Raw genomic sequence first — 19787 nt, forward strand, 5'->3', positions numbered from 1 at the left:
CTGCCGCGCCGCCACCCTAACAGGGAATATGGCGAAAAGCCGTAAGAATCAGACCAAAACTTGGGGAGCGGCGCCCCGTTGCGCGGGTCGGCGGACCCGCGCGGCATCCTGTTTGGATGGAAGAGGCGCGGGCCTGAGCCCTGCGCCGCGTCAGGCCGCGCGGCGGAAGACCAGCGAGGCGTTGGTGCCGCCGAAGCCGAAGGAGTTCGACAATGCGATGTTGACCTCCCTGCGCTGAGCCTTGTGCGGCACGAGGTCGATGGCCGTTTCGACGGACGGGTTGTCGAGGTTCAAGGTCGGCGGGATGATGCCGTCGCGCATGGCCAGGATCGAGAAGATCGCCTCGACCGCGCCCGCGGCGCCCAGGAGGTGACCGATCGCCGACTTGGTCGATGACATGGCGAGTTTGCCGGCCGCGTTGCCGACGATGCGCTCCACAGCCTTCAGCTCCAGCTCGTCGCCGAGGGGCGTCGATGTGCCGTGGGCATTGATGTAGTCGATCTCGGAGGCCGAGATGCCCGCCCGCTTGATGGCGGCGGACATGCAGCGGTACGCCCCGTCGCCGTCCTCGGACGGCGAGGTGATGTGGAAGGCGTCCCCCGACAGGCCGTAGCCGACGACCTCGGCATAGATCTTGGCGCCGCGCGCTTTCGCGTGCTCGTATTCCTCGAGCACCACGACGCCCGCGCCCTCGCCCATGACGAAGCCGTCGCGGTCGCGGTCGTAGGGGCGAGAGCCCCGGGTCGGGTCGTCATTGAACCCGGTGGACAGCGCCCGGCAGGCGGCAAAGCCCGCAAGCGAGAGTCGATTGATCGGCGATTCCGTGCCGCCCGCCACCATGACCTCGGCGTCGCCCAGCGCGATGAGGCGCGCGGCGTCGCCGATGGCGTGGGAGCCCGTGGAGCAGGCCGTGACGACCGCGTTGTTGGGGCCCTTGAGGCCGTGCATGATCGACACGTAGCCGCCCGCCAGGTTGATCAGGCGGCCGGGAATGAAGAAGGGGGAGATCCGGCGCGGGCCGCGCTCGATCAAGGTCGCGGAGGCCTCGTAGATGCCGCCGATGCCGCCGATTCCGGAACCGATCAGGACGCCGGAGGCGCATTGATCTTCATAGGTCGTCGGCTTCCAGCCGGCGTCGTCCAGGGCCTGGGTGGCCGCTGCCATCGCGTACACGATGAACGGATCGACCTTGCGCTGCTCCTTGGGCTCCATCCACTGGTCGGGATTGAAGGTGCCGTCGGAACCGTCCCCGCGGGGGATCTGGCAGGCGATCTGGCAGGCCAGATCGGCGACTTCGAAATCCGTCACGCGGCCTGCGCCGCTCTGGCCCTCGATGAGCCTTGCCCAAGTGGGCTCGACACCGTTGGCCAGCGGAGTGACCATGCCCAAACCCGTGACGACCACACGCCGCATTTGTCCTGCCCCTTACGCAATAATGGCGCCGGATGGCAATTGCCGCCCGACGCCATGCAGCTTCTTAGGCCGCGTTCTTCTCAAGGAACTTGATGGCGTCGCCCACCGTCACGATGGTCTCGGCGGCATCGTCGGGGATCTCGACGTTGAACTCTTCCTCGAACGCCATGACGAGCTCGACGGTGTCAAGGCTGTCGGCGCCCAGGTCGTCGATGAAGTTGGCGTTGTCCGTCACCTTCTCGGCGTCGACGCCAAGGTGCTCGACAACGATCTTCTTCACGCGATCAGCGATGTCACTCATCGTATTTTCCTCAGTGGCTACCGCCTCAGGAGTTGGGCGGATCAAGAATTCGTTTCAAATCAGCAGCACAGCCCTTGGGCTGGAACGGCCGTTCTGCATGGTGCAAAGCCGTATTTTTGTGCGCCGGTCAACCCCTTCAAGCCGACAGGACCATGCTTAACACAGGCTTATCGGCTCTGGCGAGGGGGCCGAACGGTTCGCGAACAGGTTCCGGACCTGCCCGCAAATCCTTCTAGAACATCGCCATTCCGCCATTGATGTGCAGCGTGTGGCCGGTCACGTAGCCCGCCTCTCCGGACGAGAGATAGACGACCGCGGACGCGATCTCGTCGCCCTGGCCCAGCCGCGCCATGGGGATGGTGCCCAGGATGGCGTCCTTCTGCTTGTCGTTGAGAGCATCCGTCATGGGCGACTGGATGAAGCCCGGGGCCACGCAGTTCACCGTGATGTTCCGGCTCGCCACCTCGGCCGCGAGCGCCTTGGTCATGCCGATGAGGCCCGCCTTCGACGCGGCGTAGTTGCCCTGCCCCGGGTTTCCGGTGGAGCCGACCACCGAACCGATATTGACGATGCGGCCATAGCGCCGGCGCATCATGGTCTTCACGGCCGCCCGGGAGAGGCGGAACGAGGCGGTCAGGTTCACGGCGATGACCGAATCCCATTCCTCGTCCTTCATCCGCATGAACAGGTTGTCCTTCGTGATCCCGGCATTGTTGACCAGGATGTCGAGGCCTTCCATGGCGCTTTCGGCAGCCGGCACAAGGGCTTCCACGGAATCCTTGTCGGACAGGTTCGCCTCCACCACGTGGACGCGATCCCCCAGGGACGAGGCGAGCTCGTCGAGGGCGCTGCGGCGGGTGCCCGAGATCGCCACGGTGGCGCCCTTCGCGTGGAGCGCCCGGGCGATGGCGCCGCCGATGCCGCCCGTGGCTCCGGTGACGAGAGCCTTGCGGCCGGTCAGATCGAACATAGGGCTCTCCTTATGGGTTCAGGGATGCTTTGAAGGCCGCCACGTCGTCCGGCGACCCGATGGCGGTAGCCGAAGCGCCCGCCGCGATGCGCTTCACGAGGCCGGTCAGAACCTTGCCGGATCCGACCTCGTAAAAGGAGTCCACGCCCTGCCCGGCCATCCAGGCCACGCTCTCGCGCCAGCGGACCGTGCCCGTCACCTGGCGGACGAGGCAGTCGCGGATCCGGTCGGGGTCGGTGACGGCGGCGGCCTCCACGTTCGTCACCACGGGCACGACCGGTGCCTTGACCTCGACGCCCGCCAGGGCCTGCCGCATGGCCTCGGCCGCGGGCGCCATGAGGGCGCAATGGAAGGGCGCGGAGACGGGGAGCATCACGGCGCGCTTGACACCGCGCTCCTGGGCGATCGCCACCGCTCGCTCGACGGCGGCCTTGTGTCCTGAGACCACCACCTGGGCGCCCCCATTGTCGTTGGCGGCGTCGCAGACTTCGCCCTGGGCGGCCTCTCGGGCGATCTCCAGGGCGGCATCGAATTCGAGACCCAGCAGGGCCGCCATGGCGCCCTGCCCCACGGGCACCGCGCCCTGCATGGCATTGCCTCGGATGCGCAGCAGGCGCGCCGTGTCCGCCACCGAAATCGCCCCCGCCGCCGCGAGCGCGGAATATTCCCCAAGGGAATGCCCGGCCACATAGGCGGCGTCGCGGGCCAGGTTCAGCCCGGCTTCGGCCTCGAGCACGCGCATCGCCGCCACGCTGACCGCCATGAGGGCGGGCTGGGTGTTCGACGTGAGGGTGAGATCCTCGGCCGGCCCGTCCCACATGAGGGCGGACAGCTTCTGGGACAGGGCCTCGTCGACCTCGTCGAACACGGCCCGGGCCTGGGGGAACGCCTCCGCCAGGGCCTTGCCCATCCCAACCGCCTGGCTGCCCTGCCCTGGAAATATGAACGCGCGTGTCATCGAGGTGACGCCCTTCGAAAAAAGTCGCGCGGGACTCGCATCCGTGGGCCGAGGTGTCAAGGTTCGAAGGCGGATTCAGCCCGCGCGGTCCGAAGGATCCGGCGGGCCGGACGATTGCCGAGATCCGTTTCCACCCCTACAAGGCGCGGTCGCATCGCCTTGAGACCGACATGAAACGTTATGCCCCGCTCGCGAAGCAGCTTGTGAAATTCGCCGTCATCGGCGGGTGCAACACGCTGCTGACCCTGAGCATCATCGTGGGCCTGTCCCACGGCTTCGGCGTGTCGCCCTATGCGGCGAATGCGGTGGGCTACGTATGCGGCCTCGCTCTGAGCTACGTTCTCAACCGGGCCTGGACGTTCAGGTCCCACTCGGATCACCGCAGGTCCGTGCCCCTGTTCCTGCTGGTCTTCGCCGTGGCCTACTTGGCCAACCTCGCGACCCTGGCCGGGCTGATGCCGGGTCTTGGAGAGGTGGCGGCCCAGGTCGCGGGCGCCGTGGTCTATACCGCCGTGTTCTTCATCGGCAGCCGGACCATCGCGTTCCGCGACCGCGCGCCCGCCTCCGGCTGAGCCGAAACCTTGCCTTCATGGCCAAAGCGTATACTCAGCGTCGCACTGATTTTGTTGCTCATTCATCAAGCTAATGCCGATTAATGCTTTCCCCATGGATCCCAGCGAGGGCGATCGCAGCCTTCAGTGGCGCTGTCTGGCCCTCGTCGTCGTCGCCGCGATCCTGTCCCGTCTCCTGCTCGCCTTCATCCCACCCCTGTTCGGGGTGGGAGGCGGTGGCCTCTACTGCCAGTTCGATTGCGGCTGGTACCGGACCATCGCGACCGCCGGCTATCACCTGAAACCGGCAGGCCACGACGCCCAGGACGCGGCCAACTGGGCGTTCTTCCCGCTGTTCCCGCTCAGCGTGAAGCTGGCGCGATGGCTCGTCGCCAAGGCGTCCTACGTGGATGCGGCCGCGGCCATCAACTCCGCGCTCTTCGTGCTGTCGTGCGTCCTGCTCTACAAGATCAACCTGCGCTACGCATCGCCCCTTCAGGCCGCCCTGGGATCGGTGGCCTTCGCGTTCTTTCCGATCAGCTTCTATTTCTATGCGCCCTATACGGAATCCTGGTTCCTGTTCCTGTCGGTTCTGGGCCTGTACTTCCTTCAGCGAAAGCAGTTCATCCGGGCCGGGGTGGCGGCCGCCTTCCTGTCCGCGACCCGCAACCAGGGCATTTTCTTCGCCGTGGTCATCCTCGCCTATGGCATCGAGGCGTATCTGGCTCTCCGGGGCGAGGATCTCGCCCGTCGGCTGCGCCTGGGCTTGGACGTGCTTCTCGCGCTGGTTCTGACCCCGGTCGGCATGATCCTGTTCGCGGCCTACCTATATTGGCTGGTGGGGGATGCGTTGGCCTTCGTTCACGTCCAAAGGGCGTGGGGGCGGGGCTTCGAGAACCCACTATGGGTCATTCTCGGCATCGTGCGCCTGGGCGACCCCTATGGCGTGTACGCGCTCTTCACATTCATCCTGGCGGGCATCGCCGTCACCTGGCTCGCCTGGATGCGCCGCTACGGCGAGGCGGCCTTCGCGGCGCTCTGCGTCCTGTCGGCGGGCATCTCGGGCTCCTTCTCGTCGATGCCGCGCTACGTTCTGGCGTCGGTGGGCCTGGCCCTGTTCGTCACCGCCGTCCTGCCCAGGCTTCCCCGGCCCGTTTTCTGGGTATTCCTGGCGGGCGAGGTCGTTCTCCTCGCCGCCTTCGTGGGCCAATGGTTCAGGGGCGCGACATGGCTGGTGTGACGGGCTTCTCTCGCGAACTCCGATCGACCCCGATCCTGGTCCGGTTGGCGCTGATCGGGCTCGGACTCGTTGTGAACCTCGCCTTCGTGGCCATGGTCCTCAATCCGCGGGTGTCGCCCGAATATCGGGACTATTACATCACGAAGGCCTCCCAGGTCTGGCCGAAGGGCGCGTATCCCGTCCTCCGGACGGGCGATGTCCTGTACGCGAAGGGGGCCCCCGCGCCCCCGACGGTCGTCGGCACGGGCTGGTCGTCTCCGAACCCGGACGGCCTCTGGTCGGAGCGCCCGTCCGCCCACCTCATGGCGAGGCTCCCGCCCGATACCGGGGGCGCCCGGCTGGTTCTCACCGGCGCGCCGTTCCTGTGGCCTGGGCGGACCGAACAGGTGGCGGACATTCTCGTCAACGGGCGGCCGGCCGGCTCGCTGCGCCTGACGAGCCTCGCCGAAGGGGACTACCCGATCGATCTTCCGGCCGAGCGGATCCGGGAGCGGGACGGCTACGTGAACGTCGAACTCCGGTTCCGGGACCTCAGGTCCCCGAGCAGCCTGGGGATGGCCAACGATTTCAGGCTGCTGGGCGTCCGCATGACGGGCTTGCGCCTCGAGGCCCGATAGCGGGCCCTTTGCGGTTCCCCTCCCCTTGCCATCCCGCGGCATCCGTTGTAATCAGCCCCCTTCCCGATATTCCATAACCTCGAGAAGGAGCCTCTTCATGGCTCGTGTGACCGTCGAAGATTGCATCGACAAGGTCGATAACCGGTTTGAGCTCGTCCTGCTCGCCAGTCATCGCGCCCGCCTGATCTCCTCCGGCTCGCCCCTCACCATCGACCGCGACCGCGACAAGAATCCCGTCGTCGCCCTGCGCGAGATCGCGGACGAGACCATCGCTCCCGACGATCTCAAGGAGCAGCTGATCCACTCGATGCAGAAATACGTCGAGGTGGACGAGCCCGAGGCCGAGACGGTTCCGCTGCTGGGCAACACCGCCGCCGCCGCGACCGCCGCCGCTTCCAGCGACAGCCCGGACGACGTGCAGTTCGACCGCATGAGCGAGGACGACCTGCTGCGCGGCCTCGAAGGCCTGGTGCCTCCGACCCACAGCGCGGACGACGACGACCGCGAGTAGGCTTGAACACCCAAGCATCTGGAGCCCGGTCCCGTGACCGGGCTTTTTTATTTGGCAGCCATGCTCCGGCCGGCCTTGCGGCGGCTTCCCGTTGTACAATATCCTTTTAACCTCAGCCTCTTATGAAGCCGCGAAGGAAAAAGCCGCCGCATGATGCGCCAGTATGAACTTGTCGAGCGGGTAAAGCGCTACAACCCCTTGGCCGACGAGGCGCTTCTCAACAAGGCGTATATCTATGCCATGCGGGCCCACGGCACGCAGAAACGGGCCTCCGGCGACCTTTTCTTCGGCCATCCCCTGGAAGTGGCGGCGATTCTCACCGACCTGAAGCTCGACGACGCCACCATCGTGGCGGCGGTCCTCCACGATACGGTGGAGGACACGGAAGCGACCCTCGACGAGATCAACAAGATGTTCGGGTCCCAGATCGGGGCCCTCGTGGACGGCCTGACCAAGATCAAGCGCCTCGACCTCGTCTCCAAGCAGGCCGCCCAAGGCGAGAACTTTCGCAAGTTGCTGATGGCGATCGCCAACGACGTGCGGGTGCTCCTCGTCAAGCTGGCGGACCGCCTGCACAACATGCGCACCCTCCAGTTCATGACCCCGGAGAAGCGCAAGCGCATCGCCGAGGAGACGCTGGACATCTATGCGCCCCTGGCCGGCCGCATGGGCATCCAGGAGATGCGGGAGGAGCTGGAAGACCTCTCGTTCCAGAACCTGGACCCGGAGGCGTACGAAGCCATCAGCCGGCACCTGCGCGACCTGACCGCCCGCAGCGAGAAGCTCGTCGACGTCATCGAGAAGGACCTGACGGCCAAGCTGGAGGCCAAGGGCATCACGGCCGAGGTCTCGGGGCGGCAAAAGCGGCCCTATTCGATCTGGCGGAAGATGGAGCGCAAGTCGGTGGCCTTCGAGCAGCTTTCCGACATCTTCGGCTTCCGCGTGATCGTGGACAGCATGGACGATTGCTACCGGGCGCTGGGCGTCGCCCATACGTCCTGGCCCATGGTCCCGGGACGCTACAAGGATTACATTTCGACCCCGAAACAAAACGATTACCGGTCGATCCACACCACCGTGATCGGGCCCGGCAGCCAGCGCGTGGAGCTTCAGATCCGCACCCAGTCCATGGACGAGGTAGCGGAGTACGGCATCGCGGCCCACGCGCTGTACAAGGAAGGCGTCAACGACAATTCCCGCCTCGCCACCGAGAGCCGCGCCTATCAATGGCTGCGCCGCACGGTGGACCTGCTCGCGGAGGGCGACAACCCGGAGGAGTTCCTGGAGCACACCAAGCTCGAACTCTTCCATGACCAGGTCTTCTGCTTCACTCCCAAGGGCCGCCTCATCGCCCTGCCCCGCGGCGCGACGCCCATCGACTTCGCCTATGCGGTGCATACCGATGTCGGCAATACGGCCGTGGGCTGCAAGATCAACGGGCGCATCACCCCCCTGCTCACGGAGCTCCAGAACGGCGACGAGGTCGAGATCGTTCGGTCGGAGGGCCAGACGCCCCCGGCGGCCTGGGAATCCCTCGTGGTCACCGGCAAGGCCCGCGCCTCCATCCGGCGGGCGACGCGTACCGCCGTGCGCCGCCAGTACACGGGCCTCGGCCGCCAGATCCTGGAGCGGGCCTTCGAGCGCGGCAACAAGGCCTTCTCGGACGACAAGCTGAAGGCAGCGCTCCCCCGGCTCGCGCGCGTCTCCATCGAGGACGTTCTCGCCGCCGTCGGCCGGGGCGAGATGTTCTCCGGCGACGTGGTGCGGGCGGTCTATCCCGACTTCAAGGACGACCGTCGCGGCGCGGGCGAGCCCTCCGTGGTGCCCCAGCCCCTCGGCGAGGGCGAGAGCCAGCCGGCGCCGGGCGGCATCCCGATCCGGGGGCTCAACACCGACACGCCCGTGCGGTTCGCGCCTGAAGGCGGCGCCGTGCCGGGCGACCGCATCGTGGGCATCCTCACTCCCGGAGAGGGCGTCACGATCTACCCCATCCATTCGCCCGCCCTCGCCGACTTCGACAACGAGCCCGACCGCTGGGTCGACGTGCGTTGGGACGTCGAGGCGGGCGACAACCAACGTTTCCCGGCCCGCATCAAGCTGCAATCCATCAACGAGCCTGGGTCCCTCGCCCAGATCGCGCAGGTCATCGCCGACCATGACGGCAATATCGATAGCGTCCAGATGAAGCGCCGCACCCAGGACTTCACGGACGTGACCATCGACATGACCGTCTGGGACCTCAAGCACCTGAACGCCATCATCGCGGAACTGCGCGCCAAGCGCGTGGTGAGCCGTGTGGATCGGGTGAACGGCTGAGCGCGCTCTCGCCGAAGGCCAGGATTCCGTGGAGCGGCGCGCATGCGTGATGTTTTGGGGTCGACGCTGTCGGCCCGCTTACGCTAAGCAACCCCGACCCTTCCAGCATCAGGCCGTGCCCATGACCTCCGACGAAGCTCTCGACGAATTCCGCTCCGCCGGAGCCCTCCTGGAGGGGCACTTCATCCTCTCGTCCGGGCTGCACAGCCCCGTCTTCCTTCAGAAGATGTTCGTGTTCATGGATCCGGCCCGCACGGAGCGGGTCTGCCGGGCCCTCGCCGAGCGCATCACGGAAGCTTACGGGGCGGTCGATTACGTGGTGTCGCCGGCCATCGGCGGCATCGTGCCGGGCTACGAGACGGCCCGGCATCTCGGCTGCAAGGCCATTTTCGTCGAACGGGATGCCGGCGAGTTCGTCCTGCGGCGCGGCTTCTCGATCCCCGAGAACGCCCGCGTGGTCATGGTGGAGGACATCGTGACGACGGGCCTGTCCTCGCGGGAATGCCTTGCGGCCATCGGGGCGCATCCGGGCCGGATCCTGGGCGCCGCCTGCCTCATCGACCGCTCCGGCGGCAAGGCCGATCTGGGCGTTCCGCTCGTGTCCCTCGTCCAGCTCGATATCCCGGCCTATCCGGCGGATCAGCTGCCGCCGGACCTCGCCGCAATGCCTGCCGTAAAGCCGGGAAGCCGCAACCTTACAACGTAAAATTCCTTTGTAATTTCATGCTCATAAGCAAGAATCTTCAGGTCAAGTATTCTTGACACGAACAAATAAGCCAGCTTTACTCTCGCGGTTGAAATTTATTACTCAGGAATAATGGTAACGGGCAGCCTGTTCCCGAACGCCGCAAATACGGATCGCTACTCAATTTCAGTCGCGAAGAGTTTTGATGTCGTTTTTCATGACAAGCTGCAGGCCTTCTCCTGGCGAGTAGAACGCGAGAGACAGTAATGGCCAACCCACAAAGGATTGCCCTCTTTATCGACGGTGCCAATCTTTACGCTACGACAAAAACTTTAGGGTTCGATATCGATTACAAGCGGCTGCTCAAAGAATTTCAAAGCCGCGGCACACTCGTCAGGGCCTTTTACTACACCGCCCTCGTGGAAGACCAAGAATACTCCTCCATCCGTCCGCTGATCGACTGGCTCGATTACAACGGCTACCGCGTCGTCACCAAGCCCACCAAGGAATTCGTCGATTCCACCGGCCGCCGGAAGGTGAAGGGCAACATGGACATCGAGCTGGCGATCGACGCCCTCGAATTGGCCCCCTACATCGATCACATGGTCCTGTTCTCGGGGGACGGCGACTTCCGCTCCCTGGTCGAGGCCATGCAGCGCCGGGGCGTCCGGGTGTCCGTCGCGTCCACGGTCACCACCCAGCCACCCATGGTGGCCGACGAGCTGCGCCGCCAGGCCGACGAGTTCCTGGACCTCTCGCAGCTGGCATCGCGCATCGGGCGCGACCCGGTCGACAGGCCCCAGCGCGCGCCGTCCGAACTCGGCGACGCCCGCCCGGAGCGCCCGCGCTATCAGCCGCCGGGTCAGGCGGGAGCGGGGCTCGAACGGCGCTACGGCATCCGCCAGGCCTCCGACGGCGACACGGAAGAGTAGGGTATCGGGCGCCCCACGGGGGCATGCGCTCACGCTCCTGTCCGCACGAGGGGGCTCGACAGGTCGAAGGCGGTCTGCTCCTGATGAAGGGGCCGGGATCCTGATGCCTCGTGCGGCCGCATCGAAGGCGGCCCTGATCACCACCGGGAGGCGAGGAACCGCCCAACCGGTCGTGCTGTCCTGCCGCATGCCTCGCCATGGACACGGCCCGCAGCGGTGTCGCGGGGCTTCCGAAAGGAGCGCCCAAGGCGCTCCGTTACGTCAGCCCTTGTCCCGCATGATCCGGGCCTTCTCGCGGTTCCAGGTGCGCTCCTTGTCGGCCTCGCGCTTGTCGTGCAGCTTCTTGCCGCGTCCGAGGCCCAGCTCCACCTTGGCCTTGCCCTTCTCGTTGAAGTAGATCTTGAGCGGGATCACCGTGAAGCCCTCGCGCTGCGTGGCGCCCAGGAGCTTGTTGATCTGCCGCCGGTGCAGCAGCAGGCGCCGGGGACGCCGGGTCTCGTGGTTGAAGCGGTTCGCCTGCAGGTATTCCGGAATATAGGCGTTGAAGAGAAAGAACTCGTCGCCCGACGGGCCGGCATGAGAATCGCCGATATTGGCCTTTCCCTCGCGCAGGGACTTCACCTCCGTGCCGGTCAGCGCGAGGCCGGCCTCGTAGGTGTCCACGATCTCGTAGTTGAACCGCGCCTTCCGGTTGTCGGCGACGATCTTGGTGGCGGAGGGCGTTCTGGCCATGGGCTTCGCGGTGAACCTTATGCGTTGGTCAGGCCCGCATGGACCATGGCCGAGCGGACAACCTGCCGCGTCCCCTCGGAAACGGGGATCATGGGCAGGCGCACATCCTCCGCCATCAGGCCGAGAACCGAGGCGGCGTACTTGACGGGTGACGGGTTGGTCTCGACGAACAGCGCCGCATGGAGCGGCATGAGGCGATCCTGGATCGAGAGAGCCGCGGCATAGTCGCCCCCCTGACAGGCGACCTGCATGTCGGAGCACAGCCGGGGCGCGACGTTGGCCGTGACGGAAATGCAGCCATGACCCCCATGGGCGTTGAAGCCGAGCGCCGTGGCGTCCTCGCCGGACAGCTGGATGAAGTCCGGGCCCATGACCTGCCGCTGGTGGCTGGCCCGGGCCATGTTGGCGGTCGCGTCCTTCACGCCCACGATGTTTTTGAGTTCGAACAGGCGCGCCATGGTCTCCACCGACATGTCGATCACCGAGCGGCCGGGGATGTTGTAGATGAAGATCGGCAGGCTCGTGGCGTCGTTGATGGCCTTGTAGTGCTGGTACAGGCCCTCCTGGGTCGGCTTGTTGTAATAGGGCGTGACCACGAGAAGCGCATCCGCCCCCACCTTTTCGGCATGGCGGGCGAAGCCGATGGCCTCCGCCGTGCTGTTGGAGCCCGCGCCCGCGATGACGGGGACGCGGCCTTTCGCCTCGTCTACGCAGACCTCGACGACCCGTTCGTGCTCCTTGTGGCTCAGCGTCGGGCTCTCGCCCGTGGTGCCGACGGGAACGAGGCCGTGGGTGCCGTTCTCGATCTGCCAGTTGATGTGGCCACGCATGGCCTCCTCGTCCACGCCATCACCCTTGAACGGCGTCACGAGAGCTGTGATCGAGCCTTTGAACCGGTTCATATGCTGGGCGCTCCTGGCGGATGGATCGTCGCTGCGGCCTGAAGTCATGGGCCTGATTGAGATTGGGACAGACACATAAGGGCTGCGGCGCTTGAGCGCAAACCTCGTCCTGTGGAGTTCTCCTAACCCTTTGGTTAGTATTTCCTCAAGATCATTGTCTCGCGATCCCGAAGATCGCGACCTCAATGGGGGCATCATGAGTCTGACAGCGTCTACCTTGGCCCGCCTGCTGGCGTCCGCCGCCGTCGTCCAGGTCTGGTCGCTCGCCGCTCTCGCGAGCGAGCCGCCTCCTGGACCGATGCTCCACGAGGCCCGCGAGACGCTGACGACCTCGGCCCTCGAGGACCTGGTCCCCCCGCCCCCTCCGGCCCTGACCGATGCGGACTACCTGCCCCTCGTCCTCAAGGCCTACCGGCAGGGCGACCCCATCGAGGCCGATATCTTCGAGTCCAAGCTGAAGCCTGCGGGACTCGCGGCCGCGGAATGGTTCAACATCCGGTCGGGCCGGTCCCTCACCTACGACCGCATCCGGGCCTTCCAGGAGACGAATCCGGACTGGCCGGTCTCGACCCTGCTCCGCCGCCGCGCCGAGGAGGCGTTCCTGGCCGCCCGCAAGCCGTCGGCCGAGGTCCGCCGCTTCTTCGCAGAGAGGGCACCCGTAACCTTGGGCGGGAGGATCGCCCAGGCTTTCGCCCTCCAGGCCGAGGGCCAGGAGGCGGAGGCTGCGGAGAAGATTCGCCAGGTCTGGCGCGAGGATACGTTCGGGGGCGATGTCGAGGACCGGATCCTGGACCGTTTTCCAGGCCTCATGACTCAGGCGGACCACCGCTACCGGATGGAGCGCCTCCTCTTCAAGGAGGTCTGGGGCGGGGCCACCCGCTCGGCCGAGCGCGCCGGCAAGCCCTACGACACCCTCGTGAAGGCCCGGCTCGGCATCTATCAGGGCAAGAAGAAAGCCGAGAAAGCCTTTGCGGCCGTGCCCGCCTCCCTGCGCTCCGACCCGTCCTACCTGTACTCGCGGGCGCTCTATCTGCGCCGCAGCGGCAAGGTCGAGGACGCCGCCCGGATCATGGCTCAGACGCCCCAGGACCCCGAGCTCCTGGTGGACGGCGATTCCTGGTGGGCCGAGCGGCGCTACGTGACCCGCGAATTGCTGGACGACCGGAATTACAAGCTGGCCTACGAGGTCGCGAGCCGTCATGGAGCCGAGTCGCCGGCCCAGGCCATCGAGGCGGAGTTCCATGCGGGCTGGATCGCCCTCCGGTTCCTGGACGATTCCAAGGCGGCCGCCGGGCACTTCGCCAATGCGGCCAACAATGCCTCGACGCCCATCTCCATCGCCCGCGCCGCCTACTGGCAAGGCCGGGCCGCGGATGCGGTCGGGGCCGCCGACGAGGCCAAGGCCCATTACCGGCGAGCCGCCGAACGGCCGACGACCTATTATGGCCAGCTGTCCCTGACCCAGCTGGGTCAGAAGCTGTCCCTGCGGGCTCCTGCTCCGCTGACGGAGGACGAGCGCAGGGCCTTCGAGGACACGACGCCCTACAAAGCCGCCAACCTGCTCCAGCAGATCGGCGAATCCGATCTTGCCCTCAGCCTCTACACCGAGCTGGCGCAGACCATGGACGATCCGGCGCGGCTCGACATCCTGGCGGCCTCGGCCACGGCGCAGCAGAACGCCCGGGCGGTGCTGGCCATCGGCAAGACGGCGGTGCAGCGGGGCCTGCCCCTGGATGCCCATGCTTATCCGGTGGCAGGCATCCCGGATTTCGAGCCCGTGGGCGACGAGGTCGAGACCGCCATGGTCTACGCCATCGCCCGCCAGGAGAGCGCGTTCAACCCGAAGGCGCAGTCCGGCGCGGGGGCGCGAGGGCTCATGCAGCTGATGCCGGCGACCGCCAAGCGTACGGCTCAGCGTTTCGGGGTCCCCTACGATCCGGATCGCCTGCTCTCCGACCCGTCCTACAACGCGAAGCTCGGCTCGGCCCATCTCGGGGAGCTGATGGAGGATTGGAAGGGCTCCTACATCCTGGCCTTCGCATCCTACAACGCGGGCGGCGGCAACGTGAAAAAATGGATCGACGCCTATGGCGATCCGCGCAAGCCTCAGGTCGACATGGTCGATTGGATCGAGCGGATTCCGTTCTACGAGACCCGGAATTACGTCCAACGCGTGATGGAGAACCTCACGGTCTACCGGCAACGCCTGGATTCGAAGCCCGATCCGAACGGGACGGAGTACCAGGTGTCCGACCCCACCGAGTATTGATCGCCTGAGCCCCGTGACGAACGCCATGACGAATACCGTGACGAGCCCCTATCGCGACCTCTTCGTGTCCGCCGCCGACGGCCTGCGGCTGTATGCGCGGGATTACGGCCCCGTCGCGGGCGATGCGCTGCCGGTGGTCTGCCTGTCGGGCCTCTCCCGGAACTCGAGCGACTTTCACGCGCTGGCTTTGGCCCTGTCGCAGGATTCCCGTCGACCGCGCCGGGTCCTGGCGCTCGACTACAGGGGCCGCGGGCGCTCCGAATGGTCGCCGGATTGGCAGCAATACGACGTAAGGGTCGAACTCAACGACACCTCGCAGGTGCTGATCGCGGCCGGGATCGAGAAGGCCGTCTTCGTCGGCACCTCTCGGGGCGGCCTGATCATCATGGCCCTTGGAGCCCTGCGGCCGGACGTGCTGGCGGGCGCCGTGCTCAACGATGTCGGACCCGCCATCAGCCCGGAGGGCCTGCGCCGTATCCGGGGCTATGTGGGAAAACTGCCCCAGCCAGGCACCTTCGCGGAAGCGGCGGAGGTCCTGAGGACCATGTCCGGCGGCCAGTTTCCCAACAAGACCGGCGCGGAGTGGGAAGCCCTCGCGCGGGGCACCTGGTCGGAACGGGACGGGCGCCTGGTTCTGTCCTACGACCCCAACCTGATGAGGACCCTCGAGGCCCTGGACCTCGACGCCCCACTGCCCGACCTCTGGCCGTTTTTCGACACGCTGAAAGCGATCCCCGTGATGGCGATCAGGGGCGCCCGGTCGGATCTCCTGACGGCCGAGACCTTCGAGAGCATGCAGGAGGCCCATCCCGGCCTCGCCGCCGTGACGGTTCCGGACCAGGGCCATGCGCCGGAATTCGAGGGCGAACTCGTCGAACGGGTCAGGGATTTCGTGGCCGGTGTCGAGGCCGGGCTGGCCGAGACCCGGGCCGCGTGAGGGCTCATCGCCCGATTGCCCTCGCCTCCTGCCCTCACCCCTGCCCCTGGCCTTGCACCTTCGGCCCTTGCGACTCTCCCGATAACGCGAGCGTCCGATGGCTCGCCAAAGCCGCCTCAGCCCCCCGGCCGAGAATGAAAAAAGCCCCGGTGTTTCCACCGGGGCTTCTTTGAACCGGATCGGAGATCCGATTAGAAGTCGCGCTGAACGCGGACGCGGCCTTCCCAGGCGTGGTCGGCCGAGTTGATCGGCAGGCCCGTGCCCACGAAGGTGCGCGGGTCGAGCTTCACGTACATGGCCTCGACGCCGATATCCAGGCCGGAGACCGGCTGCCAGAAGACGTTCGTGCCGACGCGCAGCTCGTTGAAGTCCGCGAGCGGGGTCGCGCCGGAATAGGTGACGCGAGCGTACGAACCGAACACGTTCTGACGGATGCTCTGGGTCCAGTAGTGACGCAGGCCACCGGCGATCGACCAGCCGCGGCCGGTGCTCAGGTTGCCGTTGGCATTGACGTAGCCGTCGACCAGGGCGCCCGAGACCGTGCCGGTGCTGAGGCCCAGGCTGCTGCTGGAGCCGCCCGTGATGTAGGCGAGAGCGCCGTTGGCGTAGACCGCGTTGAGCCACAGGGCATCGCCCGGAGCCAGCATCGGCAGGTTCACGCCCACGTTGGCCTGGACCGCGTAGCCGTACTCGGTATCGACCGTGTCGGAGAACGTGCCGATGGCGTAGGGGTTCGCGACGCGGATCTGGTGACCGGCGGCGGAGAGCTGAGCCGAGCCCCAAGTGCCCGCATACTTGATGTTGCCGACCACGTCCGGAGCGCGCTGGCCGCCGTACACGTCGGGACCGGTGAGACCGGCGCGGAGGAGACCGGCGCGGCGCTCGATGCCGTCTTCCAGCGACAGGGTGGCCGAGAAGCCGTTGCCGAAGGTGAAGGTGTAGGCGATCAGGTCGACGTCAGGCGAATCCGAGAAGCGCAGGGTGCCCATGTGGCCCGTGGGCAGGTCGCCGTTGTCGAAGAACGTCGTGACGCGACCGGCCGTGAGGCCGCCGAACTGAACGAACGCCTGAGCGAGGTTCGACGTGTTCGTGATCGTGCCGTTGGTGCCGGAGCCCGGGAAGCCCAGGCCGCGGTTCAGCTCGTAGCGCACCACCGAACGGAGCAGGCCGTAAGCGGTGTTGGTGCGGGCGTCGAGCTGGATGCGGCCGCGGGTGAAGAAGCCGACGGCGTCCGAAGCGCGGGTGCCGGGGGTGTTGTAGCGGTAATCCGCACGAACACGGCCGGAGACGCGCAGGCAGGTATCCGTGCCCGGGATATAGAAGAAGCCGGCGCCGTAGGTGGAGCAGACCTTCACGTACTCGACCGGCGCCGCCTTCTTGACGGGCAGGTCGGCTGCTTGAGCCCCGGCAACCGCTGCGAAACCGGCAGCAGATCCGAGGATAAGGCTCTTAACGAGCTTCATTGATGACCTCCAAAGTTTTCGAGACCCTGGGGGGCCGGGCTTTTGTGCCTCGACAGCTTCAATGAAGCTAACGGACGTCCCATTTCCCCTGGTGCTCAACCGCCCGACTGATTTGTTCTTGGCGGCCGAACAACGACCGGGGTGCCCCCGTCGCGAATGTCACATTATCCAGGCAAGCCTGGCAGGCAACCGAATGGAGGCGGAAAACGGGCCGATCGAGGGCCTTTCTGGAACGATGTTGCATCAAAGCAACGTTCTGACGATACACTTTGGTGTGAACGGCCGTTCCATCGAATGGAATTTAACAAGCCGTTAAGATTTCAGGGCTTTTTGGAGGAAAGGCCATGCACCGAGCGAAGCCGATGGGGTGCAGGCCAGCCGGTTGCCGGCGGTCCACGCGGTCTTCTGCGGTCCCACGCGCCGTGGGACTCGGGTCACGGGAGAACCTCCGGCAGGGAGCGAATCCAGCTGCCGGAGGCGAGTCGCCTCGCCGGGTTTCGCCGCTCAGGCCTCGGCCGCCTTGAGGACACCGCGCCGGATCTGGTCCTCCTCGATCGATTCGAACAGGGCCTTGAAGTTGCCCTCGCCGAAGCCGTCGTCACCCTTGCGCTGGATGAACTCGAAGAAGATCGGCCCGATGGCGGTCTTGCCGAAGCGCTGGAGCAGGACCTTCGTGAAGCCGCCCTCGACCACGCCCTCGCCGTCGATGAGGATGCCGTTGCGCCGCAGCCGCTCCAGGGGCTCGCCGTGCTTGGGCAGGCGCTTGTCGATTCGGCCGTAGTAGATCTCGTTGGGGGCCGGCATGAATTCGAGGCCCGCCTCGATGAGCTGCTCGATGGACTCGTAGAGGTCCAGGGAACCCAGGGCCACGTGCTGGATGCCTTCGCCCTTGTACTCCTGGAGGTATTCCTCGATCTGGCCCGTCTCGCCTGCATCCTCGTTGATCGGGATGCGGATCTTGCCGTCGGGGCTGGTCATGGCCCTCGAATGCAGGCCCGTCATCTTGCCTTCGATGTCGAAGTAGCGAATCTGCCGGAAGTTGAAGAGCTTTTCGTAGAAGCCGGCCCACTCGTTCAGCCGTCCCCGGTACACGTTGTGGGTCAGATGGTCGATGTAGTGGAGGCCGACGCCCTTCGGCTTCGGGTCCGGCTCGCCGAGCCATTCGAAATCCACGTCGTAGATGGAGCCCTTCTGGCCGTAGCGGTCGACCAGATAGATCTGGAGTCCACCGATTCCCTCGATCGCCGGGATGGCCAGCTCGTTGGCGCCGACCTTGATCTCCACGGGCTTCGCCCCAAGGGAGATGGCACGGTCGAAGGCCTGCTTGGCGTCGACCACCCGGAAAGCCATGGCGGGCGCGGACGGGCCATGGTCCTTGGCGAAGCGCTCCGCGAAGGATCCCGGCTCCGCGTTGAGGACGAAGTTGATGTCCCCCTGCCGGTAGAGGGTCACGTTCTTGGACCGATGCTTCGCCACGAGGCTGAAGCCCATGGTCTTGAACAGCCTGTCGAGTTCCTGCGGGTTCGGATGGCAATACTCCACGAACTCGAAACCGTCGGTTCCCATCGGGTTGTCATCCGAGATTGCCGGGGGCGGGGCGTCGTGCGGGAAAGGTCCCATGTCTTCCTCCTGTTTTTCGTCCGCCTCGAAGGAGGGCGGACGCGTCGTCACGGCCGGTCCGTCAGACCGCGTCCGGCTGGCGTTCCGGGGCGGCCTCACGAAAGGCGTCGAGTTCCGCGCAGGCGGCGTCGACCGCCACGATCCGCGGATAGTCCTCCAACGGCACGTCGAAGCGGCGCGCGTTGTAGACCTGCGGAATGATGTAGAGATCCGCGAGTGTCGGCCGGGACCCGAACGCGAAGGGGCCGGGGCGGATCATCGTTTCCAGGGCTTCGAAGCCCTGGCGGATCCAATGGGCGTACCAGGCCGACACGCCTGCCTGGTCCTGGCCGAGTCGGCTCTTCAGGTAACCGAGGACGCTCGTGTTGTTCAGGGGATGGATGTCGCAGCCGATCAAACTCGCGGCGGCGCGAACCCGGGAGCGCTCCAGCGGATCCGACGGGAGCAGCGGGGGATCCGGATGGACCTCCTCCAGGTATTCGAGAATCGCCGGCGACTGGGTGAGGATGATGTCGTCGACGGAAAGGACCGGCACGCGGCCCTGGGGATTCACGGCCTTGTAGGCGACGCCCGTCTGCTCCCCTTTGAGAAGGTTGACCGGGATCGCGTCGTAGGACAGCCCCTTCAGGTGGAGGGCAATCCGGACTCGGTAGGCCGCCGAGGACCGAAAATAGCCGTAGAGCTTCATGCCTCCTCTCCCGGCTCCGGACCGAGGGAGCGGGCATGGCGGCCGAGCTTGTCCACCAAGCCGAAGAAGGTCTTCTGTTCCTCGGGCGCCAACACGGACAGGAGACGCTCCTCGAAGGCCAGGGCCTCGGGGGCCAGGGCCACGTAGATCGCCCGTCCTTCCGGCGTCAGCTCGAGCAGTTCCTCGCGCCGGTCGTCCGCATTGGCCTTGCGCAGGACGAGGCCCCGCTTCTCCAGCACCGCGACAGCGCGGGAGACCGTGGATTTGTGCATGACGCCGTGATTGGCGATGTCGCGGGCGGTGCGGAACTCGTACTGCCCAAGGGTCACGATGATCCGCCAGCCGGGAATCGTGAGGCCGAAGCGCTTCTCGTAGATCTGCGAAAGGGCGTTCGCCGTCAGGGCCGCCAGGACGTTGACCCTGTAGGGCAGAAACTCTTCGAGGATCACCAGAGGCTGGGCTTCCTCCTGCTTTCGCAGTGCCGACCGACGCGCCATCACCCACCTAACCGTTGCCGGTGCAACCAATAGATCACATTCGTTGCAAGAGCAACTAGATCGCCCGGGGGCTTGGGCAAGACCTGGTGGGAAAGAAGAGAGGGCCGGGCGCGGCCGGACGGACCCGTTCGAGGTCAGTTGGGGCGGGAACGGAGGCCGCGCCGGGTGGGCGCGGCCTCCGCCGG

Annotated in this window: 19 protein-coding genes; 9 read left to right on the forward strand and 10 right to left on the reverse strand. The window is 66.2% G+C overall.

The genetic code is table 11. The annotated features are described in order from the left end of the window. Positions 1–150: 150 nt before the first annotated feature. From fabF to fabD, 4 genes are all read right to left on the reverse strand, one after another. Entirely contained in the window at positions 151–1413 is a 1263-nt protein-coding gene (fabF, locus tag ILT42_RS09975) for a beta-ketoacyl-ACP synthase II (RefSeq protein ID WP_204215441.1), read from the reverse strand. A gap of 64 nt (positions 1414–1477) precedes the next feature. Further along, positions 1478–1714: an acyl carrier protein gene (locus tag ILT42_RS09980; RefSeq protein ID WP_112662982.1), complete on the reverse strand. Its 237-nt coding sequence runs from the start codon at positions 1712–1714 to the stop codon at positions 1478–1480. Between the two features lie 232 nt (positions 1715–1946). Further along, positions 1947–2684: a 3-oxoacyl-[acyl-carrier-protein] reductase gene (gene fabG, locus ILT42_RS09985; RefSeq protein ID WP_204215442.1), complete on the reverse strand. Its 738-nt coding sequence runs from the start codon at positions 2682–2684 to the stop codon at positions 1947–1949. Between the two features lie 10 nt (positions 2685–2694). Further along, positions 2695–3642, reverse strand: a complete 948-nt coding sequence (gene fabD / locus ILT42_RS09990; RefSeq protein WP_204215443.1) for an ACP S-malonyltransferase — start codon at positions 3640–3642, stop codon at positions 2695–2697. A gap of 170 nt (positions 3643–3812) precedes the next feature. Between fabD and ILT42_RS09995 the strand changes: the two genes are divergently transcribed. The 7 genes from ILT42_RS09995 (at position 3813) to ILT42_RS10025 (ending at position 10494) form a co-directional block, all read left to right on the forward strand. Then, a complete protein-coding gene (locus tag ILT42_RS09995) occupies positions 3813–4214 on the forward strand; it encodes a GtrA family protein (protein WP_204215444.1) in 402 nt (133 codons plus the stop codon). A gap of 94 nt (positions 4215–4308) precedes the next feature. Then, a complete protein-coding gene (locus ILT42_RS10000; RefSeq protein WP_204215445.1) occupies positions 4309–5433 on the forward strand; it encodes a mannosyltransferase family protein in 1125 nt (374 codons plus the stop codon). Continuing rightward, entirely contained in the window at positions 5421–6050 is a 630-nt protein-coding gene (locus ILT42_RS10005) for a hypothetical protein (protein ID WP_204215446.1), read from the forward strand. Before ILT42_RS10000 ends, ILT42_RS10005 begins: the two co-directional genes overlap by 13 nt. A gap of 97 nt (positions 6051–6147) precedes the next feature. Continuing rightward, positions 6148–6561 carry a DNA-directed RNA polymerase subunit omega gene (gene rpoZ, locus ILT42_RS10010; protein ID WP_204215447.1) on the forward strand — a complete coding sequence of 138 codons (414 nt, stop codon included), beginning with the start codon at positions 6148–6150 and terminating at the stop codon, positions 6559–6561. Positions 6562–6711: 150 nt separating this feature from the next. Beyond that, complete coding sequence (locus ILT42_RS10015) at positions 6712–8877, forward strand: RelA/SpoT family protein (RefSeq protein ID WP_204215448.1); 2166 nt, start codon at positions 6712–6714, stop codon at positions 8875–8877. Positions 8878–8998: 121 nt separating this feature from the next. Next, a complete protein-coding gene (gene pyrE / locus ILT42_RS10020) occupies positions 8999–9583 on the forward strand; it encodes an orotate phosphoribosyltransferase (protein ID WP_204215449.1) in 585 nt (194 codons plus the stop codon). A 245-nt stretch (positions 9584–9828) separates the two neighbouring features. Then, entirely contained in the window at positions 9829–10494 is a 666-nt protein-coding gene (locus tag ILT42_RS10025) for a LabA-like NYN domain-containing protein (RefSeq protein WP_204215450.1), read from the forward strand. Between the two features lie 261 nt (positions 10495–10755). Here the strand turns inward: ILT42_RS10025 and smpB are convergent, their stop codons facing one another. Together smpB and dapA are read right to left on the reverse strand one after the other, a co-directional pair. Beyond that, complete coding sequence (gene smpB, locus ILT42_RS10030; RefSeq protein ID WP_204215451.1) at positions 10756–11226, reverse strand: SsrA-binding protein SmpB; 471 nt, start codon at positions 11224–11226, stop codon at positions 10756–10758. Between the two features lie 17 nt (positions 11227–11243). Then, on the reverse strand, positions 11244–12128 hold the full coding sequence (gene dapA / locus ILT42_RS10035) for a 4-hydroxy-tetrahydrodipicolinate synthase (protein WP_204215452.1): 885 nt from the start codon (positions 12126–12128) through the stop codon (positions 11244–11246). A 196-nt stretch (positions 12129–12324) separates the two neighbouring features. Between dapA and ILT42_RS10040 the strand changes: the two genes are divergently transcribed. Both ILT42_RS10040 and ILT42_RS10045 read left to right on the forward strand, forming a co-directional pair. Then, positions 12325–14397, forward strand: coding sequence for a lytic transglycosylase domain-containing protein (locus ILT42_RS10040; RefSeq protein WP_204215453.1), 2073 nt, complete (start codon positions 12325–12327; stop codon positions 14395–14397). 25 nt (positions 14398–14422) lie between these two features. Continuing rightward, positions 14423–15334 carry an alpha/beta fold hydrolase gene (locus tag ILT42_RS10045; protein ID WP_204215454.1) on the forward strand — a complete coding sequence of 304 codons (912 nt, stop codon included), beginning with the start codon at positions 14423–14425 and terminating at the stop codon, positions 15332–15334. A 191-nt stretch (positions 15335–15525) separates the two neighbouring features. Here the strand turns inward: ILT42_RS10045 and ILT42_RS10050 are convergent, their stop codons facing one another. From ILT42_RS10050 to ILT42_RS10065, 4 genes are all read right to left on the reverse strand, one after another. Then, entirely contained in the window at positions 15526–16797 is a 1272-nt protein-coding gene (locus tag ILT42_RS10050; protein WP_204215455.1) for a porin, read from the reverse strand. Positions 16798–17301: 504 nt separating this feature from the next. Beyond that, entirely contained in the window at positions 17302–18417 is a 1116-nt protein-coding gene (gene hppD / locus ILT42_RS10055; protein ID WP_229428561.1) for a 4-hydroxyphenylpyruvate dioxygenase, read from the reverse strand. Between the two features lie 61 nt (positions 18418–18478). Beyond that, entirely contained in the window at positions 18479–19105 is a 627-nt protein-coding gene (gene maiA, locus ILT42_RS10060) for a maleylacetoacetate isomerase (protein ID WP_204215456.1), read from the reverse strand. Continuing rightward, complete coding sequence (locus ILT42_RS10065; RefSeq protein ID WP_204215457.1) at positions 19102–19602, reverse strand: MarR family winged helix-turn-helix transcriptional regulator; 501 nt, start codon at positions 19600–19602, stop codon at positions 19102–19104. The genes maiA and ILT42_RS10065 overlap by 4 nt, the downstream gene beginning before the upstream one ends. Positions 19603–19787: the final 185 nt, after the last annotated feature.

The sequence above is a fragment of the Microvirga pudoricolor genome (assembly GCF_016892705.1).
Classification (GTDB): domain Bacteria; phylum Pseudomonadota; class Alphaproteobacteria; order Rhizobiales; family Beijerinckiaceae; genus Microvirga; species Microvirga pudoricolor.